The following is a 20,107-nucleotide window of genomic DNA, read 5'->3' on the forward strand; positions in this document are numbered from 1 at the left end:
CAGAAGTAACTTTTTTTGCTCTTTATAGTAAATATAGTTTGCATGGTATAAAACAAAAGCCTACTTTTGCATCATACTCTTCGGGAGTATAACAGTGCGGGATGGAGCAGTTGGTAGCTCGTTGGGCTCATAACCCAAAGGTCACAGGTTCGAGTCCTGTTCCCGCTACCTCAGTAAAAAAGCCGTTTCATGTCAAATGAAGCGGCTTTTTTGTTCGATAATTTATCTCGTTTGGTTAAATCACTAACTAACAGAATCACCTTCCACTGATTTGTTAATAATCAACGCCTCCTGCTCCAGTCCCTTTTTATACTTATGCAACAGCTCAATCATGCTAAGTATTGCAGGTTCCTCGATCAGGTTTTGATCGAAGGTGATCTTCTGAATATCGTACAGGTTTTTACTACCCCACTTTACGAGCAATGATTCCACATTCTCCGGAACAAACCAGGTAGCGCGGGATCCTAAATGCCGCTTGTACTCATGAAGATAAATTCCGATACCGGCAAAATCGAAATCTCCGAAATGAAGATAAGGGTTAGGTATAGTCTTAAGCCACCTGATCAGATCTTTGCTTTGATACTGTGGATAGCGACTCACGAAAAGCGGATGAATATTTTTAAAAAGATGTCGTTGCCTATCTACCTGACTGAAATTCTCTGGATTTTCAATTCCCACGATTGTAACATCCGGATGTGGCACAAAAGATTCATATTCATAAATAAATTGAAAAGTTCCGGCAGGTGGAGTAATTAGGTAGCTTGCTTCATGCAGAGAAGAATGTACAGGTTCGTAGCAATTCACCAAGAAACCTTTAAAAGTACGAACCTTCTTTATCTTAGAATCTGCAGCTATCTGCACCAATTGTGATCTACTAACTTCATCACTTAATACCTGAATATAGTTCTCCAGATTGGCTATGGCATACCTATTCAACAAAAAGGCTTTGAGCTCCTCTGGCCGTGGGAGGGACAAAACACTTTTAGATCTTCCTGCGCGGTTGTCAACAATAATACCCTCCTCCACTAATTCACTTACTAGCGGATAATTTAGTTTACTTGCCGGCAGCTTTTCACCTTGGCACAGCTGCAACAGTTTTTTTGCTAGCGCCTTAGACAGCTTCATTAACAGGAATGTTTTTTACAAGTTTTTTTACCGTAGTTACGTTTCTGCTATCTTTAGCTAATAAGTAAGTATAACGGTAATCCATGGCGTTGTAGGATGTAGGAGAGCTATTGATTAATAAAATGTTTCGATCGTTGGCAAACTTCAGTATACCCTTTACATTGAACCTGTTTAGAGTTTTTGATTATTACCGTTTTTTGGTTTTAAGCGGGCAGAGTTAGCAAATATACACTTCTGATTCTGGCCTATGACTTCTGGATTTTGGAGTGACTCTACACTTAGAGTCTATTTCCTTCGGATATTTTGGCTATTTTTAAAAACTCTATACAGCTTCATCTTCTAAAAGGAGTATATAAATCAGCACTTGCCCGTCAAATAAGTGAAATTTCATTGGAGTATTAGAAGTATGTCGTGTAGAACAGGAGACAATTATTTGAACATGGCATAAATTTCCTGTCATAACCGAAGCTTTCTTACACTTCTCCAGTTTCATACATCTGCTTAACGAAAGTAAATACTATTATTACAAGATACTACTGCAGTGCCTGTTGTGCTCCGTTTGAATCTACCAAGTCATCCTCCAGTCTACCTTTGGAGCCTGAGGTTAAGGTAGGGTCCGATGCTCAGGGTGTAGGTCCTGTTGAAGCGGGAGGGAACGCTGCCGCTGCCAAGGAAGATGTTCTCCAGTCCCCGCTCCACGCTCAGTCCATAGCCCAACGTGGCTGGCCCGATGCGCCTTTCCTGCCCCAGGGCAAGGCGAACACCGTAGTCTGACTTGCTGTAGCTGCTCTCTATGGCCCTCAGCTCGCCCTCTCTCTGGTGTAATAATCCCCCGTACAGCCCCACTTTGGCGGTAAGATCGGAGAAGATAGATTCCCTGTGCCGCAGGAAGTTGTGCTGGTACTGTACGTAAAGCTTATAGTAGGTCAGGTCAAGCTCCTTGTGCAGATAGCTGCCCCCGTCGAACATGCTATACTCCTGCCCGCTGCCGGAGAGGTGAAGCTCAGTGGAAAAGAAGCCCCCTCCGCTTATTGGGTAGTGGAACGTTAAGCCGATAGCTCGCCTGAAGGTTGGGCTAGTGGAGATCAGGCTTCCTTTCTCCAGGCTGCTCTTCGTTTCGTTGTTCAATAGCCGACTGTTGTTGTAAGCCCAGCTTATTCCAAATTCAGTGCGCCTTCCCGCCTTTTGCTTTCCTTTATTCTCCTTTTCAGCAGTCGGACGTAAAGCGGATGACCGTAACTCCACAACCCTTGGCTCCATCACTTGCCCCTGCAGGTTTGACGAGACAGCTATCACTCCCCGCGTATTGAGCTTCTCATGCACATGGGCTAAGTGTGAACTGCGAGGCTGGGACGGTATTGAGGAAGAGGATGATTTAGCGGAGGCGGTTACACTATGCATCTCTTCAACTCCAGCCGATGATGGAAGCCCTTTGACAGATGCTAAGCCTCGTTGCTTCGATAGTGAAAGCAAACTTGGCTCATTAGCCACAGCCTCATCTATTGCCCCGGCTTCAGATGGCAGAGATCTATAATTTTGAACAGCCCTTTTTTCACTTAAAAGCGCCCTCCCTTCGCTCTCCTTAGCTTGTTGAGTGGATGGAGCTGTTGAAGCCCCTCCACGTTCAGATCTTGCGGTATCTGGCGCTTTTCCTGCGGAAAGATAAGCAGGGGTCTTCTGCTGGTAGTAAAAAGCGGAGGCAAAGGAAAGCAACAGGAGCAGCGATGCGGCTGCCGCCCATCTTCTCCACGGCCTCACATCGCTGCCGTGCCCGTCCAGCTCCCTGTCAATCCTTGTCCACACGAGGTCGATGTTCAGCTGCCTGTTAACAGCCTGCCACACGTGGGCCAGCGCCCGCCTCCCGTCTCCTGCGGCAAAGCTGCACCGCACCCTCCGGTAAACAGGGTCCGACTCCGGACTTCCTTCCGCAGAGTCTTGCTCCACAGCGTCAAGAGAGGAGGACACCCTCTCCCACAGAAAGGGGGGAGCCTTCCTGTCCATCCTGTTAAAGCTGCCCTTGATCTTCCCGTGCAGCTTGTCGTCCTTCTCTTGCATGCTTTTTTAAAAATCCTCCCTTTTAGACCTTTAGTAAACGAAAAGTATCTCGGCGGCTTTCCCCACTCTTTTTTCCAGTATGTCGTAGATGCCTTCGTTTACCTCCTCATTGATAAGGATGGTGCGTACACCGTTCACTTCAACTATCTCCGCCTGTTCAAGCATTGACAGGGGCACGGCCTGAAACCAAAATATAGGGTTCAGCTTGATATAGGCCGAGGCCGGGGCCTCTTTCTTCAACACGACCTGGTCTCCGTCGGTGCGGCTCTTGGCCCTGAGGGAAAACTCTTCAGAAGACTGCAGCTCAAAAACAAATGGGTATTCCCCTCCCCTCTCTGACCGATAGATGCCCTTGATTACCAACCCGGCTGTCTCCCTATCCTTGTCATCCTCATCGTCTTCGGTTTCGCTGGCCGTCTCAAGCGCTATGCTGATACGGCTGTAGACGCCCTGCGGGATCTGAAAGCGTAGTTCACCAACCGGCTGGTCTGGCGAGAAGGTAACCGGCAGCCCCTTCTCAAACTCTTTCTCAAAGCGCACATCAGCAGCTTGCTCCCTATACCCTTCAAACTCAAAGGAAGATAGTAACATGTGCCCCTCTGTTACCCGCAGGGGACTGGAGGCATCGGTTGTCCGCTGGATGTCCACGTAAAAGCCGACATCCACGGGTACTTTGAACTCCTCCTCCTTTTCACACGAAAACAATAGCAAGGGAACCAGGAGTACCATGAGCACCCTGCTTCCCCTGGCCATTTCCCATAAGTTTATATTCTTGTTCATTTTCTTCAAACCTGCATAACAAAGACCAGCGCAAGGGGCAAAACGTTGGAATACTGCGGTGGTTGCTTCATATTTCTTCATAGGGCTGTGGCTACTATCTCTCATTTTCCTTTTGTTGCTGGACGGGCGCCTGAACCGGAAAAGGGATTACCTTCGTTTCCCGCTTCTCCAGGGCCTCTTTCAGAAGGTACCGCGCCCTGTTCAGTTGTGACCTGGAGGTGCCCTCGGAGGTGCCCATCAGTTCGGCTATCTCCCGGTGGTCGTACCCCTCTATGGCAAACAGCTTCAGCACCATGCCGGCCTTGGCCGGCAGCTCATTCACCAGTGCGATGAGCTCCCCGGCGCTGATGTGGTCTATTGTGTCGTCCACTGCCGTCTCCGCAAAACCATGATAGGCATCGCTACTTTCCTGATCTCTTTTTCTCCTCTGGTAAGAGGCCAGCGCGGTGTTGACCATGATCCTGCGTACCCATCCCTCAAAGGAGCCGTTGAAGCCGAAGGAGCCAAGGCTCCGGAACACCTTGATGAACCCCTCCTGCAAAATATCACAGGCCTCATCCTCATCCCTGCAGTAGGTGAGGCAGACATTGTACATCTTGTCGGCGTGTTGCCTGTACAGCGTCTCCTGCGCCCTGCGGTCATGGGCGATGCATCTCTCTATCAGCTCTTTTTCACTCATGTTTGCTTAGGGGTGGCAGCATGCATTACCGGGCTACTGTTCAAAGATACTCTTCGGGTCTGATATGTTGGAAAGAGTACAAAATATTTTTTCCTACTGATACTTTGGGCAGTACCAAAGCTAGAAACAACCTTTCCAGAAAGCCGGATCTGCGATGCTACAGCGGTTTTGGCCCGGAAGGGAAAGCAATAGTGCTCGTCTATATAGGCTGCCAAAAATATTTTTCGGTGCAATTCCAACGAAAAGGAGACGGGCGATGTCTTGCCATAAAACAAAAGACTTTTTTTATGAAAACAAGATCACTCTTTATGGTAGGCGCACTGGCGCTGGGACTGGTTGCCTGCGGCGATGACGCCGAGAGCCCTGTCTCCGATGTAACTGTTGTGGCGAAGGCCACGCTGGACCCGACTTCCTCTGGTGGGCGGCTTGCTGCGGGAAGCGCCGGCGTGACGCTGGACGAGTTCAAGATCAACATCCGGGAGATAGAGTTTGAGTATGACAAGGAGGACGATGAGTCAGAGGTGAAGGATGTCTATGATGACGTGAAGCTTTATGGCCCGTTTGAGATAGACCTGCTAAACGCCCAGGGTGACGCCCTCAGCAAAGCCCTCACTTCAACAAGCATCCCCAACGGTAATTTCGAGGAGATTGAGTTCAAGCTGCACAAGGGCAAGGTTGAAGGCAACACCATGTACAACAAGTCGGTGCAGGCATCGGGCACCATCAACGGCACGCCTTTCGTGTTCTGGCACGACACGGACGAAGAGTTCGAGATCGACTTCGAGGACGTGAACAAGGACATCGCCCTGCGCGGTCAGTCACTGGAGGTGATCATCAACTTCAATTTGGGGCTGCTGTTCAACTCGGCTAGTGGCGTGGACCTGTCGCAGGCCCGCGATGGTAACGGTGACGGCGTTATCACAATCGACCCTAAAAACACCGACGGCAACAAGTGGCTGGCCGACCTGCTGAAGGATGCGCTGGAAAACGCCACAGACCTAATCGACGATAAATAGAAGAATGTGCCCAAAGGCCTTTCTTAGGCCCCCAACATTCAGCTTCATGTAAGTTGGCCAATAACATCATGTCCGACAGAAATCAGCAAAGGCAGCTAAATTATCATGGATGATATTCGATAATTGAGTGCTTTGGTCTACCTCAGCAAAAAAGCCGCTTCACATATAGTGAAGCGGCTTTTTTCGTTCGATAAGATTGACAAATTTCTCTGTTATTACTCCTGATTATCTTAAGCTTATAAAGCTAAGCAACGCTCATATAAAATACTTTTAATAAAAAATAGGGCCTGCCCTATTGGCTAAGCCCTATTAAGAAACAAAACTAATCTTGACTTTCTACAGCTCCACTACCATAGAGACATTAAACGCTGCCCCTTTGCCCTTCGTGTACAAGTTAGGCCCTGTGAACCACTGGGAGCGGGCAGGAAAATAGTCTTCGTTGAAAATATTCTCCACACCAACATTGATTGTTGTGTTACCACTTAGTTTATAGCTGGCAGACAGATTCACCAGCTGGTAAGACTCTACCGGCCCCTGATAGAAGTTATAGGTGCCTTTCTCATTTAACTCAAATCTTTCTCTGTCACCAATGCCCGTGTACTGCAGGTTAAAGCCTAACTTATTATCCAGGAGCGAGTAGCGCAGGTAAGCAGTATACTTCGGGGGAGAGATGCGCTCGCCTCCCAGGTAAACATCTTCGGCGTCATCAAACTTGCCGTTCAGATTCACATCCATCTTTCCTTCCACATAAGAATAAGTGGCACCAAAGCTCAGGTTGTCGAGTAAAGCAACATCGGCAGTTGCCTCAAAACCATGGATCTTCTCCGGCGTACGCATCACCACAAACACACCGTCTTTGTAGAGTCCGCTGGCACCAAGTTCAGAGGTGCTGATAAAACCAACTCCTTCAAATCTTATCTTGCTGAACTTGCTTACAAAGCCCACTTCATAGTTATTGATCACAATTGCTTCTGTGCTGATCTTATTGATGTCATCCACTCTGGCCGAGCGTAGCAGCACGCCAATGTCAGCCACTGAGAACCCTTGCGAGAAGCTGGCGTACGGAGTAAATAATTCAAACTTGTTATATCTTAATCCTGCATTGAAAAGATAAGCGTTATAGCCCAGTTCGCCGCCCTTGACCGCAAACCCTGGATTGTCTATCTCTCCGGTCTTTGTATTCACAGTTCTGAGTGTGGTGTAGTCATCCACTGAAATACTCACCTTCTCGGCTCTGAAACCACCTTTCAGGATCAGGTCTTCGGCAATGGTAGTCTTCAGCTGCACAAAAGGCGCTACATTCATCATGTTCATTTCCGGCACCCAGCTTCTTCCATCGACCAGCGGTTGTGAAGTTACATCGTTCAGCACATCAAGTCCATAAGTGACATCTCCGTCAATGGCAGAGCTGATCTTATATGGCGTTGTAAGGACACCCCTTGCTCCTTTTTTCACAGAAGAAATCATGGACTGCCCCCCAAACTCGAAAGCAGGAGACCAGAAAAAGACATTGTCCACTGACTGGATGTAGGCATCTGCTTCGTAGCGGCTGTTCAGGAAAGTGTGCTCTCCGGAAAAGCGCAGGTTCAGGTTGTGATTTGAACGCACACCCTGCGGCACACCAAGCGTCTCACCCAGCACGGCTGTACTCTTCTGCCTGTTCTGGTAGTTGCCATACTGCGGCACATAGTTTGTCTTCTGCTCACTGCTATAGTAATTATAGGTCAGTTGTACACGGTTGAATGATGTAATATCGTAGCCAAGTTTCACAAAGCCATTGTAGGAATCCGTCTCACCCAGTCCGTAGTCAGGCGGAAGCACATCGCCTTCAGCATCTTTCCATTCCCCTGTCTGCTCATAAGCGCCACTCAGCACATAGTCAAATTTACCAGTCTTACCATAGAACATCTGGCTAACCCTTGCCCCGATGCTGTTGTCAGCATCCACCAGAGAGCCAGTCATACCGAGTGAAGTTTTAGAAGAAAATGGTTTTTGCTGAACCGGCGTTCTGGTGATATAATTAATAAGTCCGCCTGCTGCACCGTTGCCGTAAATGGCCGTGGCTCCTTTAATAACCTCAACCTGCTCGATCGCGTCCGGATCCAGGGCTCGCATGTCCACAGCACCGTTACGAAGGGGAGTTGATTGCGGCACGCCATCGATCATTACCAGCATAGCCCTGCCTCTCAAGGTCTGCCCCCAGTTACTGCTGGTGCTGGTGCTGGGAGCAAGCCCTGGCACTTTATTGCTGAGTATATCGATGATATTGGTGCTTACAAGCATGTCCTGTTCTATCGCTTTTCTGGAAAGTACAGTAATAGAAGAAGGCACCTGATCAATGGTCTCGGGTGTTCTGCTGGCCGAGACAACTACTTCGTTAAGCCCCTGTTGACTCGGAGACAAAGTCACCCGAACTTCCGTAACGATGCCTTCTGTAACCTGAACAGTTTTAGTCTTACGCTCAAAGCCTATCGCAGACACCACTAGCTTATATGTCCCGGGCTTCAGCCTTTCCAGAAGGAAAGCACCATTTGCATCAGTTGCTGTTCCCGTGCTGGTGCCTTGCAGGAAGGCGTTGCCATAAGGCACAGGATTATTTTCGGCATCATAAACGCTGCCACTGATGCTGCCTGTCTGGGCAAAAGCACTGATTGAAAGCAAGAAACAAGCTATCAGTAAGGGTATATTTTTTTTCATGAAGTTTATTTAGAATGGTTTTAAATAATATATCCGGCAAAAGTAAAGCGTAAATTCAAAAAGACAAATATTATTTAGAATAATTTTAAATAAGCTTTTGACCTTACCCCATTTCGCTATAGTTTTGCTCCTATTCTAATGCACCAAGGCTTTGCAAACTGGTAAGGACAAAGTATTTTATGATGTGAATAAATTTAAAAGATTTGAAAAAGCGGGTTAAAATAACATTTTCCATTCATCACTGGCTGGGCCTGCTGGCAGGCGTGTTTCTTCTTATTAGCAGTATTACAGGGTCAGTGCTAGTATTCCACCACGATATTGACCATGCCCAGTTTGCCCGTTTCGCTACGTTACCGGCACCAGCAAACAAGCTTATCGTTGATAATTCCATTAAGCGTATACTTGCTGATTACCCGCCAGGTGACATCCGGGTGCCTGAGCTTCCGAAGGACCCTATGCAGGCGTTGAAGTACGAGGTCCGGCAGGGAAGTACCAGAGAATGGATCTTTGTACATCCGGAAACTGGTCAAACTTTGGCCACAGTGGCGCGTGCAGACAAAAGATTGGTGCATGTGCTGCTGGATATTCATTACAATCTTTTATCAGGCACACCCGGCAAGATTATAGTGCTGTTAGGTGGCTTGTGTTTAATTGTACTTTCCATCACGGGCTTTCTGCTGTACCGTAAATCCATTCTGAAAGTACTTACGTTCAGGCAGCGGATTTCCTTCAAAAGCAGGCGCTATCTTTTCTCCAGCCTGCACCGGGTTGTTGGGGTGTGGAGTCTGGTGTTTAACCTCTTGCTGAGCATTACCGGCACCTATATAGCTTATACCATTGTACAAAGCGCCCTTGCCCCCGCAAGCGCAGGCCCAGTTGCTAATTCACCAGCAATAATCTCTGTCGATTCTGTGCTTGAAAAGGTGATGCAGGACTATCCGGAGTTTGAGGTAAACTACCTCAGATTTGCAGGCGGAAACTTATCGGTGCTCGGTCGGCTAAAATCTGACCCAGCTTATTATGGGGCAACATATAGCAATCTGCAGGTAGATTTGAGTTCTGGTGAGGTGAAAAGTGCAAGCTTTGTGCGGGACAAGCCGTGGCATGAGCGAGCCATCACGGTGCTCAAGCCGCTGCATTTTGGAGACTATGCCGGCCTAGCTGTTAAACTGCTCTATAGCTTTTTCGGCCTGATGCCTGGAGTGCTCGCTGTTTCAGGCTTCTTTATCTGGAGACTTAAAGATCATAAAACTGATAAAAGAGCGCATCAGCGCAAGGCTCCTGCTCGCTACGTGTATGCGAGTAAGGTGGTGTAATTAACTGATTGTAATACTTATTTGGTGCTGGCGGTTAATACATCCTAGTGTAAATTCTTAAAAAGAGAGTTTTGGGCATGCTGCTTTATCCTTAAATCTATTGTTGACTTTATTTTATTCTTGATTCTTGGGATGAACGGTAATACTCTGCGATAGCAATCAAGTCTTTCTGCAAAAAGTTAGATATTTGAGTGTCTTGGTCTACCAAAAAGAGCCTGATTCAGAAATGAGTCAGGCTCTTTTTATTTTAGACCACTTGCCGCTTCTTGCCCACCAAAGACTCATCCAGGCATTGAAATAAATCAGATGCATACACTTGGCTGTGGCTTAATTTGGTGCAGCCAAAAATGCGATTCAACCCTTTCGTCTAGCGGTTGGATAATATTTCGTACATTGTGCAGGATTTAGCGATAGCAAGGCGCTACAAAGAAACTAAGAGGATGAGAGGTTGTAAAATATTAGTGGTTGATGATGAGTTTTCGAGCCAGTACCTGATTCAGGATTTGTTGAATTCTTTAGGGCTGGGAAACGATGTTTGCCTGGCAACCAGTGGGCCGGAAGCGCTGGAAATATTGGAGGATTGCGTGCGAAACAACAACATTCCCGAGCTAATTCTGCTGGATATCGTGATGCCGGAGTTCAGCGGTTTTGATTTTCTGCAGCACTATAAAGCTTTGCAGCACCCCGGCCTGTCTAACACCAAAGTGGCCCTGCTCAGTTACTACGGCAGCCGCAAATACCGCGAGATGGGGGAGCATTACGCCGTAAGCGCATACTTCCAGAAGCCCCTTACAAAAGAGATGTTGCAGGAGGTGCTTCATTAAATAAGCGCTCCTTTATTCTTTCGGAATCTCAATGTAAAAAGTAGACCCTTCGTTTTCTTTTATCTCAAACCAGATCTTGCCGTTGTGCAGCTGCACAATGTTTTTGATGATCGACATGCCCATCCCTACAGATTTCTCTCCTCTGAGACCCGGCCGCCGGGCCTTCGTGAATTTATCGAACAAATAAGGCTGCAGACTGGCAGGAATACCAATGCCGTCGTCGGCTACAGTAAGCAACACAGTCGATACCCGCTCTTCTAAAGTGAGGGAGATGGTGCCGTTGTTTCGGGTAAATTTTATGGCGTTCGAGAAAAGGTTGTTGAGCACCTGCATGAACTTCATTACATCGAGGTGCACAAAAATAGCCCGGTCGGGTGCCTCAATCCTGAAGTTTTTATCCATCAGGTCTTTGCGCTGTTGGTAGTTGTCCACTAATACGCGGCATTTCTCGAGCAGGTCTACCCGTTCTTTGTTCAGCACCACCTGCGACGACTCCAAAAACTCATTGTTGATAAAGTCGCTTATCATGTTGGAGCCTTTGCGGGCGTCCTCTTCTATAATGTTCAGGAGTTCCTGCAGGGTTTCGTCTGCAGGGCTGGTACTGATCTGCTTTTTAATAAGGTTGCTGATGCCTTCTATGTTACCGAAAGGAGCTGCCAGGTCATGGGCCAGAATCTCCAGCGTAGAATTTTTCTTGGTGTTAAACTTCTGAATATTTTCGAGGCATTCTTTGGTGGTGGTGGTATCTTCGGCGTAGCCGCCCACAGTAGCTTCTCCCTGCGCATTCTGGAAAAGGTTAGCCGAAATGCTCACCCACCTAACCCCATCGTTTGGCAACACAATCCTGCACTCCAGTTGCAGCTGCACTTTGCGCTGCTCCACTAATTTGTAAAAACGCTGATACAGAAACTCCTTATCGTCGGGGTGCACCACCGTAAGCAAGCTTTTCGGGTCCTGCCGGATCGACTCGAGTGGAAGGCCGGTGAGTTGCTCCATCGCCTCGTGCAGATAGGCAAAGGTTCCGGTGCTGGTGTTTAACGCAAAGTAAGCCAGGCTAAACTTTTCTACAATTTGCTTAAGCATACTGGCGTCTGCTATACTATCTGTGCTTGGCATAAGCATTTCTAAGGGGGTAAGGGTGATTCGAATAAAATTTTAGGAAGTTCTTTACTATACGAAGCTTTTGCCATCTCGTTTGGCACTCAATTTCCTGCGCTGTACACCACGTAAAGCATAGCAAAGTTTTAAGCTCTTTTTCTGGTTAGTAGCCAATGGATTAGGTGCCGGTTTTAATATAAGAAGCTAATAACCCAAGTCGCAATTACCCCCCTAGCCCCTTCGAGGAAGGGGGGGTACTCGTGCATGTAATTCCCCTCTTTGGAGGGGGTAGGGGTGGGTTTACACCTTCCATGCATAGTATGAAATAAATCACAACTTGAATTAACAGGCAAATCTTCCCTGCTATCCGCTGCGGGTTTAAGCCGTCAACCTGCCTTAAAATTAAGTTAACATGTTCAGTAAGAGCGCATGTAGCAACATGGCTATACTTTGTATTTGTAATATATCTAAGACAAAATATAGAATATTCGATTTTAATAATTTAATAACTGATTTTACTTCCACTTGGGGGAAATATTGCAAAACTTGTATGCCTTATTTTACCCTTAATGTTAGTGAATGATGAAAAGTTACCCTGCCAAAGTCTTATTTTTCTTGCTGCTTGCCTGTAGTGTGTTGCCGGGTCTCTCGGCAAATGCACAGGTCATTATCTCCCAGTACTACGAGGGTACGGGCGTAAACAAATGGATTGAGCTAACCAATTTAAGCGGCTCAGAAATAAACACCGCCTCACCCCAGCTCAAGCTGGCCGCCTGGCAAAAAAGCGGCGACACCGGTAACATCGCCATTGCAGGCACTCCATCCAGCACCCTCGCTCTTAACGTGATCATACCTGCGTATGGCTCGGTACTGATCGGCAACCCAAATAACGGTTCAGAAGTACCCTACCTGACGGCAGGCAGTGCCGCACTAACATCTTCCAGCGTCATAAACTTTAACGGAAATGATGGTATTGCCCTGCTGGATGCGGCTGACAATGTACTGGATGCCTTCGGGAACGGCATAAATGCCAAAGACATCAGCTATGTTAGAAATGCCAGTGTTTTAAGCACCAACCCAGCGTTTACCCTGGCCGAATGGACGAGCACCCCGATCGGAACCGTGCAGGACGCAGACGGACTGGATGACTCAAACCGCCTGGGCGTGCACATTGCCGCCAACCTGCCAGCCTGTGTTACCCCGGCAAACCAGCCATCGGGCCTGGTGTTCGGGGCCACGAACACTGTAAGCATCTCGGCCTCCTTTACAGGCGCGTCCGGAACCGATGAATACCTCGTGATCAGAAGCACTGCAAACACACTTACAGCCCAACCCGCAGATGGCACATCCTATAGCCCCGGAGAAAACCTGGGAGGCGGAGTAGTGGTTAGCCGTAATGCAGCGGCTGCGTTCACGGCCTCTGGGTTAACACCGGGTACAACTTATTATTTCTTCGTGTATTCCCAAAACAGTTCTTCATGTAACGGTGGGCCGCTTTACCAGGTGGCAAATCCGCTTGTGGGCGTTCAGGCCACTACCACGCCTCCAGCTTGTGTTGCGCCGGCCGGCCAGGCTGCCAATTTTGGCATTACCTCCTTCACCTCCTCTAAAATACAGGGTAAGTTCGATGCCTACTCGGGGGTTGATGAGTACCTGGTGGTGATGAGCGCCTCCGCTACTTTGTCTGCCCTGCCCGCTAACGGCACCAGCTACCCCGCAGGCGCAAGCATAGGCAACGGCAGGGTAGTGCAGCAAAGTGCTGCAACTTCCTTTTTGCAAAGCAACCTCGACCCAGGCACGACTTATTATTTCTATGTGTTTGCTGTAAGCAGCAGCTGCACAGGCGGACCTGTTTACCTGACGAGCACCCCCCTGACCGGTTCGCAGCAAACCCGCGAGCAGAACACAGGCGGCTATAACTTTTACTACGGCAACATGCACGCGCACAGCAGCTATTCTGACGGAAACAAAGACGATGCTACCAAAACGCCGGTAGATAACTATGCTTATGCCAAAGAATCCATGCACATGGATTTTCTGGGTATAAGTGAGCACAACCACACAGGGGCAGGCATGAAACTAGCCAATTGGAAGCCAGGAAGGGATGCAGCTAAAGCGGCCACCACCAGCACTTTTGTGGCGCTCTATGGCATGGAGTGGGGCACGATTTCCGGAGGCGGCCACGTGATCGTTTACGGGTTAGATTCCCTGGTGAACTGGGAAAGCGGGCAATACCAGATCTATGTGCCAAAAAGCACCTATTCGGGCACGACAGGCCTTTTTAACCGGATAAACAAACACGGCGGCAACGCCATTGCCTACCTGGCTCACCCCAACACCTCAGACTATAACAACCTGGCAGCTAGCTACGACGAGCTGTGTGACAAAGCCGTGATCGGTTCTGCAGTAGAATCCGGGCCGGCTTTCTCTACGTTTACCGATTACTCGAACCCCGGCAGCAGCATGAGCTACCTGAGTTATTATAACAGAATGCTTAGCAAAGGGTATTACCTGGGCCCTACCATAGATCATGACAACCACAACTTAACGTTTGGGCGCACCGCCCGCTCCAGGTTGGTGGTGCTGGCCCCGGAACTTACCGAAGACTACCTGCTGGAGGCCATGAAGAGCATCCGCTTTTACGCTACCCAGGACTATGAGGCCAAAGTATACTTCACGATCAACTCGCAGCCCATGGGAAGTATATTTACCGACAGAGCCGCCCCTAATATTTCAGTAAATACCGAGACAACATCTCCTGTTACAAGTATAAAGCTGATGTACGGGGTGCCGAAAAGCGGTGTTTATGCTACCCAGATTGCCAGCAGCAATGGCCCAACCCTGGCTTACACAGACAACAACCTGGCAAACATGGCCACGGGCTATTACTATCTGGATATTACAGAAGACGATGGCAGCAGAACCATCACGTCGCCTATCTGGTATACCCGCGACGATAACACCGTACTCAGCGCCAAGGAAGATATAAGCCAAGCTGTGAGGTTCAGCGTTTGGCCCAACCCAACGCGTGGCAACCTGCATGTATCCTTCGACCTGGCAAAAACAGGGCAGGTGAACATTAGCGTTATTAGCCTGACAGGAAAGGTGGTTTGGCAGGAGAACATGGCCGGTGCAAATGGCCACATAGAGAAGCAATTAGAGCTGAACAATGTGGCCAAAGGCCTTTATGTGCTGCAGGTTCGGATGGGTGCCACAACGATAAGCAAGAAGATCGTTATCCGATAAATCAGCTATCCGGATTTGTTTAAGGTACCCAGGCCGGGCCGTGCAAATAAAATTGCACGGCCCGGCCTTTTTATGGCACTGGATGCTGGGGAAACTTATACAATTTTGCTGATTATAAAAGCGTTAGAATATAAACATTTGGGAAAAAAGGATGTTGCTATGTAACCTTTTACAGAGTTTGGCAATAGAGGTCTAGAGCGATCGTGTTTCTGTCCCTGGCTCTCTGCCAGTAGGTACATCTATCCCGGCTATCTTTTTATTGCTGCAATTTCACAGGTACTGCTTAAGGATATGTGAAATGTGAACCTTAGAATATATTGTTGTCGTAATGTAATAAGCCGAAAGGCTTTGACTTCACCCCTTAATAAAGTTTGAATGCGTCTTCATTTACCGAAGCACCTCTACTCCTGTATCTTATCCCTGTGCGTGCTGCTGGGCAGCTCCCTTTTGGCAGTGGCGCAAACGCCACCTTGCCCGGCTACTGTAACAGTAGATGGCAGAACTGCTTTATGCGAAGGCGAAACCACAACGCTAAGGGCAGGCGCAGGCGCGGGGCTTACTTATCAATGGATCAGAGACGGCATCGACCTAACGGGCTCTGTTGGGGAGACCATTGAGGTGAGCACTGCCGGCAATTACCAGGTACGGGTTTCAGGAGGCAGCTGTACCACAAACGTTTCTGCAGGAACAGCTATCACTGTAGATCCCCGCCCCAACCCGCCGGGCTTTATCGTAGACCCCTCTACTACTGCCTGCTCGGGCACGCCCCTTACTTTTTCTATCAATGCGCCGATGCCCGACCTGGTATACACCTGGGACTTTGGGGATGGCAGCACAGGCCGGGGCGCAGAAATAACCCACACCTACGATGTAAGAGGCACAGGCGTAGAGACTTTCACAGTAGCAGTGTTTGCCACCAGCTCAACCTCAAGCTGCGAGTCGGAGCCGGTGCTGCGCGATGTGCAGGTAAAGCGCCTGCCGGAGATTTCCTTTACAGAGAAAAACAACTTTTTAACCTGCCTCAAAGATTCCATTGCAGATAAAGACATAAAGGTAACGGCAGAAATAACGAACACTACCCAAGCCCCTTACTTAGCAGATATCAGAAGCTATACCGTGAACTGGGGCGACGGCAGTGCACCCGTAATCTACCGTGCTTCCGATTTCCCGATCTCCAACCCCAACCCCTACACGAAGGAGGGCGAATTTAAAATCATGATCACCGCACTGGCAGGCAACGGGTGCCCTGAAACCTTTACCCAGACCTATGTTGTCAGTAAAAATCCCAAAGCAGGATTCGAGATAGACAAGCAACGGGAAAAGCAAGATCAGCTTCCGCCCTGCGTGCCTGTAATTGTAACACCAACCGATACGGCCTCCGGCCAAGGACTTTCCTATAAATGGTCGGTGCAGCCAGAGCAGGGCTGGATCTTTGTGACAGGCAATGATTCTTCCGCTGCACCGGTCTTCAAATTCACCGAGTCTGGGGTGTATACCATCGAGCAGATTGTGAGTAATGGATGCGACAGCGATACTGCCTCGCAGGGGATCGTGGTAGGCTGGCCACAGGTGCAGCCGCCATCCGGAGGTACTTTTTGCGGGCCTACCGCCATCAGGTTCAGTAGCAGCGGACCTGCCGGCGGCGGAGGCGGCTCCGGTGCGGGGAGTATCCTGGTAGATAAAAATTTAGGGGAGAAGGTTACGGTGGCAGTAAGTATAAAAGGCCCGAAAAACTTCTCCCAAACCTTTAGCTCAGAAAGTTTCAACTTCAATTTTAACTTTGATATTCCGGGCCGCTATGTGCTAACCGTGGTCGCGGAAAACGAGTGCGGCAATTCAGACCAGATTACCGGCGGGCAGTCCACACCCATCGAGTACGTGATCCTGAAACAACCCACCACCCCATCGGTGCAACCTCCCGGCATCGTGTGTGCAGGCGATGTAGTAACCTTAACCCCCACAGGAGGAGGTCCGCTTTTTGCCTGGTTTGATACCAACGTGCCCGGCGCACAACCTGTGGCCATAGCCCCCACCTTTACCACACCTGCACTTGCAGGCGGAGAGGTGTTTTACCTAGCCGCCCTCGACACTGCCAACGGGGTAACGTGCCTTAGCCCACTGCGCGAAATACCGATCACGGTAAGAGAGAGAATTGCCAACAATACCATAGAGGGCAACGCTACCCGCAACGTTTGTAAAGGCGGCGTGGTGGCAGAGCTTAAAGGGAGCATGCCGACAGGAGGAGACACCAGCACGCCTTACAACTATACCTGGCTCCAGAGCACCACAGGCCCCGATGCAGGCTTTACAGCTGCCAGCGGCACCAACAACAATCAAAACTATACCCCTGCCCCAATTGCCGCAACCACCTGGTTCAGGCGTGTGGTCAGTTCGGGCAACTGCTCGGCTGATACGAGCAGTGCGGTACAGGTAGTGGCCGTAGACCCCGTGCCGGCTTCGGCCAATACCATTGGTCCGCCACAGGAGATATGCGAGGGCGATACCCCACAGCAGTTAGTGGGCAGTCAGCCTTCAGGGGGGGCTGGGCCACCGTATACTTTTTTATGGGAAATAAGCAGAACAGGGCCGAACACCGGCTTTATTGCTGCCCCGGCGCCAAACAACATGGCAAACTATACCATACAGAACCTACAACCAGGCGAAACCTGGTTCCGGCGACAAATCACATCGGGTGAGTGCACAGCGCCTTCTGCCCCGGTCAAGATCACTGTTTTCCAGCGGCTGGCCAACAATACCATTACACCGCCCAACCAGGAAGTCTGTTCCGGCGGCATTCCTGAGGCCCTTACAGGCTCGGCCCCAACGGGCGGATCAGGCACTTATACGTATGAGTGGCTGAGCAGCAGCACCGGTACGGCAGGGAGCTTTACCCCAGCTGCTAACCCAAACAGCACGCAGAGTTATACCCCGGGGCGCTTAACGCAAACTACTTACTTTAAAAGGGTGGTAACCTCTGCTGCCTGCGGGGCCGATACCAGCGCTACAGCCACCGTGCGAGTCAATCCACCGATTACGGGCAATAGCATTGCCGCCAGTCAGGAGGTATGCTCCGGTGAAACGCCGCAGGCCTTAACAGGAAGTATACTTCCGGGTGGGGTTACGTACCGCTGGGAAAGCAGCATAAGTGGACCAGACGCTGGCTTTACGCCTGCCCCCGGACCCAACACCGGGCCAGTTTATTCGCCTCCGGCCTTAACCCGCGATACCTGGTTCCGGCGAGTTGCTATTCTGCAGAAGTGCGAGAGTGCCTCCGAAGCTGTTAAGATCACGATCCTGCCCTTGCCTACCGCCCCGGTACTCACCGTAAAAGATGCGAGGGCTTGCGTAGGTGGCTCGGCTACCCTAACGGTGACCAATGCGGACGGCAACACCTACCAGTGGTTTACCTCCGCTACAGGAGGGGATCCGATCTTTGTAGGCCCTTCTTTTACCACACCGGAGCTGTTTCAGAACACCACCTACTATGTGGCTGCAGTAAACAACAGGGCCTGTGCCAGCGCTACACGCACAGTGGCCATGGTAACGGTAGTTACCCCCGAAGCGAATGCAGGCGAAGACGTTACCATTATCCAGGGCAGGACTACCGAGTTGCGGGCTACAGGGGGCACAACGTATGTATGGGAACCGGCCGCAGGGCTGAATAACCCGAACATCGCTAACCCGATTGCCCGCCCGGATGAGACGACTACCTACACTGTAACGGTTACGACCGCCGAGGGCTGCGTAGCCACCGACGAAGTGACGGTGGAGGTGATACCCGCACTGTTTATCCCCAATGCTTTTACCCCCAACCGGGATAATGTGAATGAAGTATGGGAACTAGGCAATGTGGAGAACTATCCGGAAGTGCGGGTGGAAATATACAATCGTTGGGGCAACCTGATCTTCACGTCTGAGGGGTATGGCACGCCCTGGGATGGCACCTACAAGGGGGAGAACCTGCCGGTGGCCACCTACTATTACATGATCTACCTCAGCAAGTCAGAGAAGCCGATTGCCGGGAACGTGACCATTATCCGTTAAAAATGAACCGAATACTATTAACCATATTAATCTTTGCGACTTTGGCACTGCAGGCAAATGCCCAGCAGCGCCCGCAATACAGCCAGTACATGCTCAATAATTTCCTGCTTAACCCTGCCATTACCGGCATCGAGGATTACGCGGATGTGCGCGTGAGCAACAGGCGGCAATGGGTCGGTTTGGATGGGGCCCCGGTTACCTATTACCTGACGGCGCATACCCCGCTGAACAAGGGTTCCTTTGGCACTAAATACCACAAAGGCGTCGCGCACCACGGGGTAGGCGTCTCGTTCCATACAGATAAAACGGGGCCTTTGCGCCGCTCCGGCCTCACGGGCTCCTATGCCTACCACCTACCGGTTACGCGCTCCATAAACGTGTCGGCGGGCGCTGCGGCAGGTGTCATCCGGAATAGTATAAACGCAAGTGAGTTACAGCTTACGAACCCAGGCGACCCGCTTTTGGGCGGTGGGAGCATTGGTAACAACGTGCTGGACCTCAACCTGGGGATTTGGGTATACTCTCAAAGCCTTTCGGTTGGTGTGGCCGGCGCGCAACTGCTGGAGGATGCCGGTAGCTTTGGGCCCGAAGGCAGCAGCGAGCCTGCGCTGAATTTGCAGCGGCATTACTTCTTAACAGGCAGCTACCGCTTCTCTCCAACCTCCGAGTTGGATGTGGTCCCGTCTGTGATGGTAAAACTGGCCGCGCCCAGCCCCGCCTCTTTCGATGCAAGCGTGCGGGTGCTGTATAACAAGCAGTTCTGGGTAGGCGGGTCTTATCGCCACAACGACGCGCTGGTGGCTATGGTAGGCGTATATGTGAGCCCGTTGCTGGATGTCTCCTACTCTTATGACGCCACTACCTCTAATTTGAACAGGGTAAGTGCCGGTACGCACGAAGTGGTGGTAGGCTTTAAGCTGCTCAATCCGCGTGGGATTGTCTGTCCACAATGGATCTGGTAATACCCCTTCATCATTAAAGTAGCCTTCCTCTCACATCGGCTCCCTACAAGTATGGCCTAAGGGCCGTCCAAAGTTGTACGCAGGCTACCATAAACAGCTTTTGCCCAGATTGCAGGCTCTTGACAAGTGTGCATTGGCCCTTTTGCATTTATGGCAACCAGCTATTAGTTAAGCCTTTGTGCGCCGATCCAAACAACATCCAGTTAAGTCTATAAACTTCCCCCACCTCTTTTTATATTAAGGATTCAAAATATTATTGCATTCC

General features: G+C 49.8%; 12 protein-coding genes and 1 tRNA gene. 7 read left to right on the plus strand and 6 right to left on the minus strand.

Going from position 1 to position 20,107, the window contains the following annotated elements; translation table 11 throughout:
* Positions 1-95 precede the first annotated feature (95 nt).
* Positions 96-168: transfer RNA gene (locus AC4BAN_RS06905), tRNA-Met, on the plus strand.
* A 75-nt stretch (positions 169-243) separates the two neighbouring features.
* Here AC4BAN_RS06905 and AC4BAN_RS06910 read toward each other — a convergent pair.
* The 4 genes from AC4BAN_RS06910 to AC4BAN_RS06925 all read right to left on the minus strand — a co-directional run bounded on the left by AC4BAN_RS06910 (position 244) and on the right by AC4BAN_RS06925 (position 4,639).
* Entirely contained in the window at positions 244-1,125 is an 882-nt protein-coding gene (locus AC4BAN_RS06910) for a DUF7281 domain-containing protein (protein ID WP_490563655.1), read from the minus strand.
* A gap of 585 nt (positions 1,126-1,710) precedes the next feature.
* Positions 1,711-2,448: a hypothetical protein gene (locus AC4BAN_RS06915; protein WP_490563656.1), complete on the minus strand. Its 738-nt coding sequence runs from the start codon at positions 2,446-2,448 to the stop codon at positions 1,711-1,713.
* A 762-nt stretch (positions 2,449-3,210) separates the two neighbouring features.
* Entirely contained in the window at positions 3,211-3,960 is a 750-nt protein-coding gene (locus AC4BAN_RS06920) for a hypothetical protein (protein WP_490563657.1), read from the minus strand.
* Between the two features lie 94 nt (positions 3,961-4,054).
* Positions 4,055-4,639, minus strand: a complete 585-nt coding sequence (locus AC4BAN_RS06925) for an RNA polymerase sigma factor (protein ID WP_490563658.1) — start codon at positions 4,637-4,639, stop codon at positions 4,055-4,057.
* Positions 4,640-4,926: 287 nt separating this feature from the next.
* Between AC4BAN_RS06925 and AC4BAN_RS06930 the strand changes: the two genes are divergently transcribed.
* Complete coding sequence (locus AC4BAN_RS06930; RefSeq protein ID WP_490563659.1) at positions 4,927-5,655, plus strand: DUF4382 domain-containing protein; 729 nt, start codon at positions 4,927-4,929, stop codon at positions 5,653-5,655.
* Positions 5,656-5,991: 336 nt separating this feature from the next.
* Here AC4BAN_RS06930 and AC4BAN_RS06935 read toward each other — a convergent pair whose 3' ends face one another.
* Positions 5,992-8,352, minus strand: coding sequence for a TonB-dependent receptor (locus AC4BAN_RS06935; RefSeq protein ID WP_490563660.1), 2,361 nt, complete (start codon positions 8,350-8,352; stop codon positions 5,992-5,994).
* 203 nt (positions 8,353-8,555) lie between these two features.
* On the opposite strand from AC4BAN_RS06935, the gene AC4BAN_RS06940 reads away from it, so the two are divergent.
* Positions 8,556-9,668 (plus strand): PepSY-associated TM helix domain-containing protein, encoded by a 1,113-nt coding sequence (locus AC4BAN_RS06940; protein WP_490563661.1) that lies wholly within the window; start codon positions 8,556-8,558, stop codon positions 9,666-9,668.
* A gap of 440 nt (positions 9,669-10,108) precedes the next feature.
* Positions 10,109-10,492, plus strand: coding sequence for a response regulator (locus AC4BAN_RS06945; protein ID WP_490563662.1), 384 nt, complete (start codon positions 10,109-10,111; stop codon positions 10,490-10,492).
* Positions 10,493-10,504: 12 nt separating this feature from the next.
* Here AC4BAN_RS06945 and AC4BAN_RS06950 read toward each other — a convergent pair whose 3' ends face one another.
* On the minus strand, positions 10,505-11,608 hold the full coding sequence (locus AC4BAN_RS06950; protein ID WP_490563663.1) for a PAS domain-containing sensor histidine kinase: 1,104 nt from the start codon (positions 11,606-11,608) through the stop codon (positions 10,505-10,507).
* A gap of 561 nt (positions 11,609-12,169) precedes the next feature.
* Here AC4BAN_RS06950 and AC4BAN_RS06955 point away from each other — a divergent pair.
* The 3 genes from AC4BAN_RS06955 (at position 12,170) to AC4BAN_RS06965 (ending at position 19,842) form a co-directional block, all read left to right on the plus strand.
* Positions 12,170-14,836: a CehA/McbA family metallohydrolase gene (locus AC4BAN_RS06955; protein ID WP_490563664.1), complete on the plus strand. Its 2,667-nt coding sequence runs from the start codon at positions 12,170-12,172 to the stop codon at positions 14,834-14,836.
* A gap of 375 nt (positions 14,837-15,211) precedes the next feature.
* On the plus strand, positions 15,212-18,880 hold the full coding sequence (locus AC4BAN_RS06960; RefSeq protein ID WP_490563665.1) for a DUF8696 domain-containing protein: 3,669 nt from the start codon (positions 15,212-15,214) through the stop codon (positions 18,878-18,880).
* 2 nt (positions 18,881-18,882) lie between these two features.
* A complete protein-coding gene (locus AC4BAN_RS06965) occupies positions 18,883-19,842 on the plus strand; it encodes a PorP/SprF family type IX secretion system membrane protein (protein WP_490563666.1) in 960 nt (319 codons plus the stop codon).
* Positions 19,843-20,107: the final 265 nt, after the last annotated feature.

The sequence above is a fragment of the Pontibacter sp. GD13 genome, assembly GCF_058216355.1.